Origin of the sequence: Streptomyces sp. BR123 (assembly GCF_013401435.1) — a bacterium.
Classification (GTDB): domain Bacteria; phylum Actinomycetota; class Actinomycetes; order Streptomycetales; family Streptomycetaceae; genus Streptomyces.
Genome location: NZ_JACBGN010000049.1, coordinates 23,790 through 36,551 on the forward strand (window position 1 = coordinate 23,790; position 12,762 = coordinate 36,551).

Sequence of the window (12,762 nt, forward strand, 5' to 3'; positions counted from 1 at the left end):
GAGGAGCGGCACATGCGCACAGGCATCATCGGCACCGGGCGGATCGGCTCCACCCTGGCACGGATCCTGGTGGCCGCCGGCCACGAGGTCGTGCTGGCGAACGCCCGCGGCCCGCAGTCCATCGGCCCCCTGCTGGCCGAACTGGGCCCGGCGGCCTCGGCGGCGCACCCTGCCGGGGCCGCCGAACGGGCAGACCTCCTGGTGCTGATGCTGCCCCACGCGAGCGTCCGCGGCCTGCTCCCGCCGGACTCCCTGCGCGACCGGGTGCTGGTGGACGCCACGAACGCCTTCGGCGGCCCGGGCACCCCCGCCGACCTCGGCGGGCGCACCTCCAGCGAACTGGTCGCCGAGTGGTACCCCGGCGCCCGGGTCGTGAAGTCCCTGAACACCATGCATTACGAAACCCTCGCCGTGGCCGGCACCGCCCAGGGCGAGCGCCTGGCCCATTTCACGGCGGGCGACGACGGAAAAGCGAAGGAAATCGTCGCGGGAATCATCACGGACCTCGGATTCGCCGCCGTCGACACCGGCCCGCTGCACTCCGGAGGAATTCTCCAGCAGCCCGGCGGGCCCCTTTTCAACCGGCCGCTCACGGAAGCGCAGGCGCTGGCATGGATCTCTCACTGAACGTGAACGGAAGACCCGAGCGGTTCTCGGCCCGGCCGAACGAACTGCTCGTGGAACGTCTCCGGGACGGCCTCGGCCTGACCGGCACCAAGATCGGCTGCGACACCGGGCACTGCGGCTCCTGCGTCGTCCGCCTGGACGGCCGCTCCGTCAAGAGCTGCCTGGTCCTCACCGCCGCGGCCGCCGGCTCCGCGGTGACCACCATCGAGGGGGTCACCGCGGAGGACGGCGGGCTCACCGGCCTCCAGGAGGCGCTGCTCGAGGAGCACGGCACCCAGTGCGGGTTCTGCACCCCCGGCATGGTCATGGCCCTGGGCGAGCTCGTCGAGACTGCGCTCACCAGCGACGCCGCCGGCCGCGCGGCCCCGACCGAGCCCGAGATCCGCGAGTGGCTCACCGGCAACCTGTGCCGCTGCACCGGCTACCACGGCGTCGTACGGGGGGTGCAGCGCGCCTGCGCGGCGGCCCGGGCCGAGGTCCCCGAGGGGCTCGGGGAGGGCGCGGCCGTGCCCGCCACCGCGTCCGGACAGGAGGGGTGAGGCCGTGACCGCCGTGACGGGGGAGAACCCGCTCCAGGAGCAGGAGCAGGAGCAGGAGCAGGAGCAGGAGCAGGCGCAGGATCAGGCGCAGGGCGGCGGTGTGCTCGGGGCGCCCCTCGACGCCCGAGAGGACCCGCTGCTGCTGCGCGGCCAGGCGGTGTACGTCGCCGACGTCAACCTGCCCGGAACCGCCCACATGGCCATCCTCGGCAGCCCGCTCGCCCACGCGCGGATCCTGTCGATCGAGACCAAGGCCGCCGAGCAGCTGCCCGGCGTGCTGAAGGTGGCCACCGCCGCCGACTTCCCCGACGTCATGCCGCTGCCCTGCATCTGGATCCCCGGCGGCGTCGAGAGCCACTTCCCGCCCCACCCCTACGGACTTCCCGGCGCCCGCCCGGTCCTCTCCGGCGACACCGTCCGGCACGTCGGCGACCCGGTCGCCGCCGTCGTCGCCGAGACCCCGCAGCAGGCCGCCGCGGCCCTGGCCGCCATCGCCGTCGAGTACGAGCCGCTGCCCGTGGTCACCCGCGCCGACCACGCCCTCGCCGACGGCGCCCCGCAGCTGCACGAGGCCGTCCCGGGCAACCTGAACGCGTACTGGACCTGCGGCGACAAGGAGGCCACCGACGCGGCCATCGCCGCGGCCGAGGTGACCGTCGAGCTCGACCTGGTCAACCAGCGCACCGTCAACAGCCCCATCGAGCCGCGCGGCGCGGTCGGCGACCACAACGCCGCCACCGGCGAGTACACCCTGTACGCCTCCACCCAGGGCCCGCACAACCACCGCTTCCTGCTGTCCGCCCTGGTCCTCGGCATACCGTTCAACAAGCTCCGGGTGATCGCCCCGACCGTCGGCGGCAGCTTCGGCACCAAGGGGTACCTCTACCCCGACATGGCCCTGGTCCTGCTGCTGTCCAAGGAGCTCGGCCGGCCCGTGAAGTGGGTGGACACCCGTACCGGCCTGATGAACTCCACCGTCCAGGGCCGCGACCACCGCCAGCACGCCACCCTCGCCGGCACCCGCGACGGCCGCATCACCGCCGTGCGCTGCACCAGCCACGCCAACCTCGGCGCCTACCCGTCGACCATCGGGCCCGGCGTCGCCACCGCCCTCATGGGCCGCTCCATCACCGGCATGTACGAGATCCCCGCCGCGTTCTGCGAGGTCTACGCCGCCTTCACCAACACCGTGCCGCTCGGTGCCCAGCGCGGCAGCGGCCGCGCCGAGGCCGCGTTCCTGATGGAGCGCCTCGTCGACCGGTACGCCGCCGAGATCGGCATGGACCCGGCCGAGGTCCGCCGCCGGAACCTGGTGCCCGACGACCGCTTCCCGTACGACAACGGCCTCGGCTGGACCTACGACTCCGGCAGCTACCGGGAGAACTTCGACAAGGCCCTGCAGCTGGCCGGCTACGCCGACATGCCCGCCCGGAAGGCCGAGGCCCGGGCCCGCGGCAGGCGGCTCGGCGTCGGGCTCGCCACCTACGTCGCCATCTGCGGGGTCGGCCCCTCCACCCGGATGTCCCAGGAGGGCATGCTGGGCGGCACCTGGGAGAGCGCCAACATCCGCGTCCACCCGACCGGTGAGGTCGCCGTCACCGTCGGCTCCGCCTCCACCGGCCAGAGCCACGGCACCGTCTTCGCGCAGGTCGCCGCCGCCGAGCTCGGCATCGACCCGGCCGTCGTGCAGGTGTACGAGGGGGACACGCTGAAGGCCCCGTACGGGCAGGGCACCTACGGCTCCCGCTCGTACAGCATGGCCGCACCCGCGGTCGCCCTCACCGCCCGCAAGATCAAGGACAAGATGGTCCGGGCCGGCGCGGTGCTCCTCGGCGTCCCCGAGGACCGGGTCGTCTACGACGCAGGCCGGGTCCACGAGGCCGGCAACCCGGACAACGGCAAGACGTTCTCCGAGATGGCGATGGCCCTCTGGTACGGCTGGGGGCTGCCCCCCGGGATCGAGCCCGCCCTCGACGAGACCACCCACTTCGACCCGCCCGACTTCAACTACCCCTTCGGCACCCACGTCGCCGTCGTCGAGGTCGACGAACTCACCGGCGAGACCGAGGTGGTGGCCTACACCGCCGTCGACGACGCCGGCAACATCGGCAACCCGAAGGTGGTGCGGGGCCAGATCGAGGGCAGCATCGTCCACGGCCTCGGCCAGGCCCTCATGGAGGCCGCCGTCTACGACGACCAGGGCATCCTGCTCACCCGCGACCTCGGCAGCTACGCCCTGCCGCGCGCGGCGGACGCGCCGTTCTTCACGCTCGACCGGACGGTCACGCCCACCCCGCACAACGTGCTCGGCGCCAAGGGTGCCGGCGAGATCGCCACCGTGCCGCCCGCCGCGGCCGTCGTCAACGCGGTCGTGGACGCCCTGTCCGACCTGGGCGTCACGCACATCGACATGCCGCTCACCCCGGAGAAGGTCTGGCGCCGCCTGCGAGGAGAAGCCACGTGATCCTCACCGACTTCGACTACGTCCGGCCCGCCGGCCTCGCCGAGGCCCTGGACCTGCTCTCCGGCACCCGGGGCGCCCGCGTGCTGGCCGGAGGCCAGAGCCTGCTGCCCGCCCTGCGCGCCGGGGAGGACAGCGCCCGCCTGCTCGTCGACGTACGCCGGCTGCCGGAACTGCGGGGCATCGCCCGCACACCGGGCGGGGTCCGGATCGGGGCGCTCACCACCCTCGCCGAACTCGCGGGCAGCCCGCTCGTGCTCGCGCAGGCACCGGAGCTCGCCGCGGCCGCCCGCGCCAACGGCGACCCCCAGGTCCGCAACCTCGGGACCGCCGGGGGCAACCTGGCCGCCCGCGGGCCGCGCCCCACCGACCTGCCCGCGGCCGCCATCGCCGCCGGAGCGGTGGCCGAACTGGCGGGCCCCGGCGGGCGGACCACCGTCACCGCCGAGCAGCTGGAGGCCGCGGGGCCGCCGCCCGGGTCCGTGATCACCGCGCTGCTGGTGCCCGCCGCCGGGCCGGCCGCCGCCTTCGAGAAGACCGCCGACCGGGCCACGCGCCACCCGGTGTGCGCCGCCGCCGTGCGGATCACCCCCGACGGGCCGCGCGTCGCGGTCACCGGGGCCACCGCCCGCGCGCTGCGGCTGCGCGGGATCGAGGCCCGGCTGCGCGGGGGCCCGTACACCACGGAGGCCGTGCTCGCGGCCTTCCGCGCCGAGCCCCGGGAGCTGTTCGTGCCCGGGCGCGGCGCCTCGGCCGAGTACCTCGGCCACCTCGCGGGGGTGCTCACCGCCCGCGCGCTGCAGAGGGCGGAAAGGGCCCTCGGCTGACCGCCCACCACGGGGAACCGACAGGAGTGGCCGACGTGACCAGGACGACCGCGGGGGCTTTCCCGCGCCCGGGTGGCCCGCCGGCCGCCGGCTCCGGGGGCTCCACCTCCGGAGCTGGGGGTTCCGGATTCTGGGTCGTGGGCGCGGTCCTCGTCCTGCTGATGCTCTCCTCCTCCGTACCGTCCGCCCTCTACGTGCTCTACCAGGAGAGATGGGACCTGTCCTCCGGGATGGTCACCGTCGTCTTCGCCGTGTACGCCGTCACCGTCCTGCTCGGGCTCCTGCTGTTCGGATCCCTGTCCGACACCCTGGGCCGACGCCCCGTCCTGGGCGCCGGGCTCCTCCTGGCCATCGCCTCCATGGGCCTGTTCGCCGCCGCCCAGGGGCCGGGGCTGCTGCTCGCCGCCCGCGCCGTGCAGGGGCTCGCCGTGGGCCTGGCCACCGGGGCGATGGGGGCGGCCCTGCTCGAACTCTCCCCGCGCTCGCGACCCGCGCTCGGCGCCCAGGTCAACAGCGCGGGGCCGACGGTGGGCATCGGGCTGGGCGGGATCGGCGCCGGGCTCCTCGTCCAGTACGCGCCCGCCCCCACCGTGCTCAGCTACCTGCTGCTCGTCGCCGCGTTCGCCGTCACCCTGGTCGGCGTCGTCCGGATGCGGGAGAGCGCCCCGCTCGGCCCGGGCGGGCGCAGCTGGCGGATCGTCCCGCACCGGATCGGCGTCCCGGCAGCCGTACGGGGCCGCTTCGCCGTCCTCGTGCTCACCGTCGTGGCCGTCTGGACCGTCGGCGGCTTCTACCTCTCGCTCGGGCCGCACCTGGCCCTGTTGCTGCTGCGGAGCACCAACTACCTCGTCGGCGGGGCCACCGTGGCCCTGCTGGCGGGCGCCGCGACCGCGGCCCAGCTGCTGCTGGGCCGCACCGCCCCGCTGCGGACCGCCGTCCTCGGCCTGGGCGGGCTGCTGGCCGGGCTCGCCCTGGTCCTGCTCGCCCTCCAGACCGGCTCGGCCGCCCTGTTCCTGGCCGGCACGGCCGTCCTCGGCAGCGGCTGGGGCGCGGCCTTCCTCGGCGCCTTCCGGGCGCTGAGCGCACTGGCCGAACCGGCGCACCGCGGCGAACTGACCGCCGCCGTCTACGTCTTCGCGTACCTCGCGATGAGCGTGCCGGCGGTCCTCGCCGGACTGCTCACCAACGTCCACGGGCTGCACCGCACCTCCGTCGGCTTCATGGCCGCCGTCGCCGGGGTGTGCGTCCTGGCCCTGTCCGCCACGCTGCGGCTGGCCGCCCGGACCCGGGCCGAAGGGAGTACGCCATGAGCGCCGCGCACGGCACCGACCCGGGCGGCACCGGCCCGCACGGCACCGGCCTGCGCCGGGCCCTTGCCGGGCTGGAGATCTTCGCCGCGCTGACCGGGGAGCAGCTCGACTGGCTGGTCTCGGTCTCCGAGCCTCGGGTCCTCGCCGACGGAGAGGTCCTCTTCCGCGACGGCGAGGAGGCCACCGGCTTCCACGTGCTGCTCTCGGGCGGGCTGGTCGTCACCAAGGTCGTGGACGGGCGGGAGGAGGTCCTGACCCGGCACTCCACCGAGGAGGAGAGCGCCGCCGCAGAGGACCACGACGGCAAGCCCTCGGCGGCGCACCGGTTCACCGGCGAGCTGCCGCTGCTGACGGACGGGGCGTACGTGGCCACGGCGGCCGCGAGCGGTCCGGCCACCACCGTCGTCGCCTACCCGAAGCCGGTGTTCTTCGAGATGCTGACCCGCTGCAACGGCGTGGCGGCCGTGCTGATCCCGGTGCTGGCCTGGCGGATCAAGTCCTCCGAGGTACAGGCCCGCAAACGGGCCACCGTCGAGGCCCTCGGGACGCTCGCCGCGGGTCTCGCGCACGAGCTGAACAACCCGGCAGCCGCCGTCGCCCGCGCGGCCCAGGAGCTGTCTCCGGCCCTGGACCGGCTCACCCGCAGCGCCCACGCGTGGGGTGCCGCCGCGGGCGGGGCGGAGCGCTCCGTGCTCGACCGGCTGGCGGAGGAGCTGGACAAGCTGCCCCCGCCGGCCACCACCGACCCGCTCGCCCAGGCCGACGCCGAGGAGGAGGTCGCCGACTGGGCGCAGGAGGCGGGCGCCGAGCGCCCCGGTCTGCTCGGCGCCGGGGTCGCGGACCTCGGGCTGGAGCTGGGCTGGCTGCTGGAGCGGCTGGAGGGCATCGGCGAGCCGGCCCTGCCCGCCGCCCTCGACCACCTGGCGGCCCTGCTGGAGGTCCGGGCGCTGGCCGCGGAGCTTCGGGCGGCCGGTCCGAGGATCTCCCAGCTGGTCGCCGCCACCCGGGATTACGCCAATCTCGACCGGGCGCCCGAGCAGCGCTTCGCGGTGCCCGACGGACTGGAGAACACGCTGGTCGTGCTGCGTGCCAAGCTGGCCGGCATCACCATCGTGCGTGCGTACGAACCGGACCTGCCCGAACTGACGGGCTATCCGAGCGAGCTGAACCAGGTGTGGACGAACCTGGTCGACAACGCGGCCGAGGCCATGGAGGGCCACGGCACCCTGACCCTGCGGGTGCGGGCCGAGGGCGGCTGCCTGGTCGTGGAGGTGGCCGATACCGGCCGGGGCATCCCGGAGGAGTCCCTGCCGCGGATCTTCGAGCCCTTCTACACGACCAAGGACGTGGGCAAGGGAACCGGTCTCGGGCTGCACCTCAGCTATCGCATCGTGACCCAGCGCCACCGCGGGTCGATCACGGCCCGATCCCGTCCGGGGGAGACCCGGATGATCGTCCGGCTGCCGCTGGGCGCGGCCGCCGCCTGCGCCGAAACACCTGCCGAACCCAACACCACCAGTTGAAACGGAGTCGCCATGGCCACGTACGACATCTCCAAGCTCCACCCGGTCTTCGTCCGGCAGATGGACGCGCTCGCCGCGCTGGACATCGACGCGGTGATGAAGAACTACACCGACGACGCCGTACTGGTCCGCTTCGAGGGGGCCTCCGTCGGCATCGACGCCGTGCGCGAGACGTTCACCGGCTACCTCACGCTGAAGCCGGCCCTGGTGGAGCTCCAGGAGTACATCGAGACCGAGGACACGATCTTCTACCGGGCGATCATGAACCTGAACGGCGCACCGGAGCACGCATTCGGGACACTGGTGGTCCGCGATGGCCGGATCTGGCGCCAGACCGCCGGCTTCGGCAGCTGACCGCCGATATCCGGGTAGCGTGTGCGGGGAGGGCGGGGCAGCGCCCTCCCCGTGCGCGCAGGGAAATGACCAAGGGGAGTCATGGAACGCGAAACCGGTCGTATCGAGGCATTCAGTGACGGTGTATTCGCCATCGTCATCACGATTCTTGTCCTGGAGCTCAAGGTTCCGGAGGCCACGGGCTCGGACTTCTGGCACGGCGTGTGGGAGCAGTGGCCGCATTATGCGGCGTACGTGGTGAGTTTCCTCATCATCGGTGTGATGTGGGTGAACCACCACACCATCTTCACCCACCTCAAGAGGGTGGACCGACCGCTGTTGTTCCTGAATCTCCTGGTGCTGATGGTGGTATCGGTGATTCCGTACACCACCACCGTCCTCGCGGAACACCTCGTCCACGGAGGCAGGTCCGCGAACTCGGCCGCCGTTCTCTACAGTTCGGTCACCGTCGCCTACGCGCTCGCGTTCCTCGCCTTCTGGTGGTACGTCACCCGCGTCGGCCACCTCTTCCACGAGCAGGTCGACAAGGAGGGGGCCCGCGCGACCCGGCTGCGCTTCGGCCTGGGCGCCATCGCCTACCCGCTCACCGTCATCCTGTCCCTCTTCTCCGCCACGCTGACTCTCGTCGCGCACTTCCTCATTGCGCTCTACTATGCGGCGAACCAGATCCCGATCCCCCTCGTGGTAGAGGAAGAGCGGCTCGAATCTGCCAGCGACCTCAGGAAGTAGCCGCCAGGGCCTACGGCCGTTTGGAGCGGTCAAGTAGGGTATTGGATCTAGTGGTCGCGGGGGAGGCCCAGATGGCTCGAACAGCGCTGCCGGAGGAATCCGCCAAGGAAATCTCCGAATTGATCGACGTCCTGATCTCTCTGTTCTTCGAATCGTTACCCCGGCGGGACCAGCGAAACTGGGCCCGCGTATATCTCAACGGGCTCGTGCGTACCAGCGGCAAGAAAACGATCCGCAACATCGCCGGAACGGGGGCGAGTTCCGTCGAGCAGAGCCTCCAGCAGTTCATCAGCAAGTCGCCGTGGGACTGGACCCCGGTACGGCGCTCGCTCGCCCAGTACCTCGAACGCACCGCCCAGCGCCCGCTGGCCTGGGTGGTCCGGCCCATGGTGATCGAGAAGGCGGGCGACCGCTCCGTCGGCGTCGGCCGGCAGTTCGTCCCCCAGCTCGGCCGCACCGCCAACTGCCAGCAGGCCAGCGGGATCTGGCTCGCCTCCAGCGAGTCCAGCTTCCCCGTCGAATGGACCCTCACCCTGCCCGCGCCGTGGACCGGCGAACTGCTGCGCCGCCGCCGGGCCGGGATCCCGGACACGGCGCGCTCGCTCACCCCCGCGCAGGACGCCGTGCACGCGGTCCAGCGGATGGCCGCCACCTGGCAGCTCCAGCGCCGGCCCGTGGTGATGGAGGTCGCCGGCGGCGACGTCGCCAGCTGTGTCGAGTCCTTCACCCTCCAGGACATCCCGTTCGTCTTCAAGGTCGACGGCTCGCTCCCCGTCTCCTTCGGCGGGGCGGGGCGACAGAGGCCCGGACCCTACACCGCGCCCGCCCGCGAACTGATCGACTCCCTGCGCTCCCAGCGCCGCGTCGTCGAGTGGACCCGGCACGGCCGCGCCGAGGGGGCAGTGACCCTGCTGACCTCGGCCGCCATCCTCGCGACCGCCGGCGAGGACCGGCCCGTACCGCTGCCGCCCACCCCGCTGCTGCTCATGGGCGCATGGACGGAGGCGGCCCTGCTGCCCACCGAGTTCTGGATCACCAACATCGGCGACCGGCCGCTGGCCCAGCTCTTCCTGCTGGCCAAACTCACCGACCGGGTGTCCCTCGATTTCGCCGAGACCTGCGAATCCGTGGGCATCCGTGACTTCGAGGGCCGCTCCTTCCGCGGCTGGCACCACCACGCCACGCTCGCGAGCGTCGCCCACGCGTCGATGCTGCTCGGCGCCCGCGGCCGCACGTCCGCCGGATACCCCGGCTCCGTCCGCGGCCCCCTCGGAACCGCCCGCGCAGCCGTCGGCGCCGCGGGCCGCCCCGCCGGAGCCGCGCCCGGCGTCACCGCCGCAGCACCCGCCACCGCCACCCGTACCGGCCTGCCGCCGGCGCTGCCGCCGCGGCCGTTCATCCCCGGCCAGAGCGCCCGGCGCGAGTACATCCGCTGATCCCCGCCGCGGCCCGCCCCGCCCCGCCCGGGCGGGTGCGCGCCGCGGCTCGGAGCCCCCTCGCGGGCTTTCGGGAGGCATGTCCCGTAGGAAGCCACGAGGGGGCCCGGTATGTCCTGGACGATCGGCCCGGGCCGCATTCGTGCCGGTCCATGGGAGAATGAAGTACGTGCGTTTTCCCGGCTGCCCCTCATGGGTACGACGGGACCCTCCGACTCGACTGGGATGTTCTGCACGTGCGTTTCCTCAATGACCTGAAGCCGCCGTACGACCTGACGTACGACGATGTGTTCATGGTGCCGAGCCGTTCCGCGGTCGGTTCCCGCCAGGGCGTCGACCTCGCGGCGCCCGACGGCACCGGCACCACCATTCCGCTCGTCGTGGCGAACATGACCGCCATCGCGGGCCGCCGGATGGCCGAGACCGTCGCCCGCCGCGGCGGCCTCGTGGTCATCCCGCAGGACATCCCGATCGAGGTCGTCACCGACGTCATCTCCTGGGTCAAGACCCGCCACCACGTGCTCGACACCCCGATCACGCTGGCGCCCGCCCAGACCGTCGCCGACGCCCTGTCCCTGCTGCCCAAGCGTGCCCACGGTGCCGGTGTCGTCGTCGACGCCGACAACCGTCCGATCGGCGTGGTCACCGACCACGACCTGACCGGCGTGGACCGCTTCACCCAGCTCTCCGAGGTCATGTCGAAGGAGCTCCTGCTCATCGACGCCGACATCGACCCCCGCGACGCGTTCAACCAGCTCGATGCCGGCCACCGCAAGCTCGCCCCCGCCGTCGACAAGGACGGCCGCCTCGTCGGCATCCTGACCCGCAAGGGCGCCCTGCGCGCGACCCTGTACACCCCGGCCACCGACGCTGCGGGCAAGCTGCGCATCGCCGCGGCCATCGGCATCAACGGCGACTACGTCGGCAAGGCCAAGCAGCTGCTCGACGCGGGCGTCGACACCCTCGTCATCGACACGGCCCACGGCCACCAGGAGTCGATGATCACCGCGATCAAGGCCGTCCGCGCGCTGGACCCGCAGGTCCCGATCGTCGCCGGCAACATCGTCGCCGCCGAGGGCGTCAAGGACCTCATCGACGCCGGCGCCGACATCATCAAGGTCGGCGTGGGCCCCGGCGCCATGTGCACCACCCGCATGATGACCGGCGTGGGCCGCCCGCAGTTCTCCGCAGTGCTGGAGTGCGCCGCCGAGGCCAGGAAGTACGGCAAGCACGTCTGGGCCGACGGCGGCGTCCGCCACCCGCGCGACGTGGCCATGGCCCTGGCCGCCGGCGCGTCCAACGTGATGATCGGCTCCTGGTTCGCGGGCACCTACGAGTCCCCGGGCGACCTCCAGCAGACCGCCGACGGCCGGCTCTACAAGGAGTCCTTCGGCATGGCCTCGGCCCGCGCCGTCCGCAACCGCACCTCGGAGGAGTCCGCCTACGACCGCGCCCGCAAGGCGCTGTTCGAGGAGGGCATCTCCACCTCCCGCATGTTCCTGGACCCGCAGCGCCCCGGCGTCGAGGACCTGATCGACTCGATCATCGCCGGTGTCCGCTCCTCCTGCACCTACGCGGGCGCGGGCTCCCTTGCCGAGTTCGCGGAGAAGGCCGTCGTGGGCGTCCAGTCCGCGGCCGGCTACGCCGAGGGCAAGCCGCTCCACGCCAGCTGGAGCTGACCTCACCTCCGACCCGTCCCGGCGGCCCCGGCCCGTCCCCTCGTGGAACGGACCCGGGGCCGCCGGCGCGCGGGGGCTGGGGGATGTGCGGGGCTAAAGGGGACGTCCCGCAGGTCAGGGGCGCGGGCGCGGCTCCCCGGGGATCGAGCTGTGCACGCCCGCCCGGTACTTGGGGATCCGCAGGGTGACCTTCATGCCCGCTCCGATCCCCGTCTCGATCACCGGCCCGTACGCGTCCCCGTACACCTGCCGGATCCGCTCGTCCACGTTCGTCAGCCCGATCCCGGACGAGGACGCGGCCCGCTCCCCGGCCAGGATGCGCCGCAGCAGCGCCGGATCCATCCCGACCCCGTTGTCCTCGATGCTGATCACCGCCTCCGCGCCCGCGTCCCGGGCGGCGATCGTGATCAGACACTCCCCGGCGGAGTTCTCCAGCCCGTGCTTCACCGCGTTCTCCACCAGCGGCTGCAGGCACAGGAAGGGCAGCGCCACCGGCAGCACCTCCGGAGCCACCTGGAGCGTCACCTTCAGCCGGTCCCCGAACCGCGCCCCCGCCAGGGCCAGATACTGCTCGATGCACCGCAGCTCCTCGGCCAGCGTCGTGAACTCCCCGTGCCGCCGGAAGGAGTAGCGGGTGAAGTCGGCGAACTCCAGCAGCAGGTCACGGGCCCGCTCCGGGTCGGTGCGGACGAACGAGGCGATCGCGGCGAGGGAGTTGAAGATGAAGTGCGGGGAGATCTGCGCCCGGAGCGCCTTGATCTCCGCCTCCATCAGCCGTGTCCGCGACCGGTCCAGCTCGGCCAGCTCCAGCTGCACCGAGACCCATCGCGCCACCTCCGTCGCCGCCCGCACCAGCACCGCCGACTCCCGCGAGCCGTACGCCACCAGCGCCCCGAGCACCCCGTCCTCCCCCGTCAGCGGGGCCACCACCGCCCACTTCAGCGGGCACTCCGGCCGCTGGCAGCCGGTCCGCACGCTCTGACTGCGCCCCGACTCCAGCATGACCGCGACCCGAGCCATCGCCCGCCGCTGGTGGTGGTCGGCCCCGGGCCCGTCCCAGGCCAGCACCGACTCCCGGTCCGTCAGGCACAGCGCCTCCGTCCCCAGCAGGGAGCGCAGCCGCCGGGCAGCCTTGCGGGCGGCGTCCTCGGTCAGCCCGGCGCGCAGCGGGGGAGCGGCCAGTGATGCGGTGTACAGGGTGTGGAACGTGGCCCGCTCCACCGGAGTGCCCAGGTCCGGCCCGGCCGCCCGCTCGGCGCGCCGGGCGTGCCACCGCC

The 12,762-nt window shown here is 73.2% G+C and carries 11 protein-coding genes; 10 read left to right on the forward strand and 1 reads right to left on the reverse strand.

Annotated features, from left to right (window positions below; all coding sequences use genetic code 11):
* The first annotated feature begins 12 nt into the window (after positions 1 to 12).
* The 10 genes from HYE82_RS11110 to HYE82_RS11155 all read left to right on the forward strand — a co-directional run bounded on the left by HYE82_RS11110 (position 13) and on the right by HYE82_RS11155 (position 11,485).
* Positions 13 to 627, forward strand: coding sequence for an NADPH-dependent F420 reductase (locus tag HYE82_RS11110; RefSeq protein ID WP_179173816.1), 615 nt, complete (start codon positions 13 to 15; stop codon positions 625 to 627).
* On the forward strand, positions 612 to 1,166 hold the full coding sequence (locus tag HYE82_RS11115; protein WP_179173817.1) for a (2Fe-2S)-binding protein: 555 nt from the start codon (positions 612 to 614) through the stop codon (positions 1,164 to 1,166). The genes HYE82_RS11110 and HYE82_RS11115 overlap by 16 nt, the downstream gene beginning before the upstream one ends.
* A gap of 4 nt (positions 1,167 to 1,170) precedes the next feature.
* Positions 1,171 to 3,630, forward strand: coding sequence for a xanthine dehydrogenase family protein molybdopterin-binding subunit (locus tag HYE82_RS11120; protein WP_309144272.1), 2,460 nt, complete (start codon positions 1,171 to 1,173; stop codon positions 3,628 to 3,630).
* Positions 3,627 to 4,454, forward strand: coding sequence for a xanthine dehydrogenase family protein subunit M (locus HYE82_RS11125; protein WP_179173818.1), 828 nt, complete (start codon positions 3,627 to 3,629; stop codon positions 4,452 to 4,454). The genes HYE82_RS11120 and HYE82_RS11125 overlap by 4 nt, the downstream gene beginning before the upstream one ends.
* A gap of 35 nt (positions 4,455 to 4,489) precedes the next feature.
* Entirely contained in the window at positions 4,490 to 5,764 is a 1,275-nt protein-coding gene (locus HYE82_RS11130; protein ID WP_179173819.1) for an MFS transporter, read from the forward strand.
* Complete coding sequence (locus HYE82_RS11135; protein WP_179173820.1) at positions 5,761 to 7,287, forward strand: ATP-binding protein; 1,527 nt, start codon at positions 5,761 to 5,763, stop codon at positions 7,285 to 7,287. The genes HYE82_RS11130 and HYE82_RS11135 overlap by 4 nt, the downstream gene beginning before the upstream one ends.
* Positions 7,288 to 7,299: 12 nt before the next feature.
* Positions 7,300 to 7,641 carry a nuclear transport factor 2 family protein gene (locus HYE82_RS11140; protein ID WP_179173821.1) on the forward strand — a complete coding sequence of 114 codons (342 nt, stop codon included), beginning with the start codon at positions 7,300 to 7,302 and terminating at the stop codon, positions 7,639 to 7,641.
* 81 nt (positions 7,642 to 7,722) lie between these two features.
* On the forward strand, positions 7,723 to 8,370 hold the full coding sequence (locus tag HYE82_RS11145; RefSeq protein WP_218782484.1) for a TMEM175 family protein: 648 nt from the start codon (positions 7,723 to 7,725) through the stop codon (positions 8,368 to 8,370).
* Between the two features lie 71 nt (positions 8,371 to 8,441).
* Positions 8,442 to 9,806 (forward strand): transposase, encoded by a 1,365-nt coding sequence (locus HYE82_RS11150; protein ID WP_179173822.1) that lies wholly within the window; start codon positions 8,442 to 8,444, stop codon positions 9,804 to 9,806.
* A gap of 236 nt (positions 9,807 to 10,042) precedes the next feature.
* Positions 10,043 to 11,485, forward strand: coding sequence for a GuaB1 family IMP dehydrogenase-related protein (locus HYE82_RS11155; RefSeq protein ID WP_179173823.1), 1,443 nt, complete (start codon positions 10,043 to 10,045; stop codon positions 11,483 to 11,485).
* Positions 11,486 to 11,599: 114 nt separating this feature from the next.
* On the opposite strand, the gene HYE82_RS11160 is transcribed toward HYE82_RS11155, so the two are convergent.
* Positions 11,600 to 12,762 (reverse strand): sensor histidine kinase (locus tag HYE82_RS11160; RefSeq protein WP_179173824.1); only part of this gene is annotated, 1,163 nt, incomplete at its 5' end.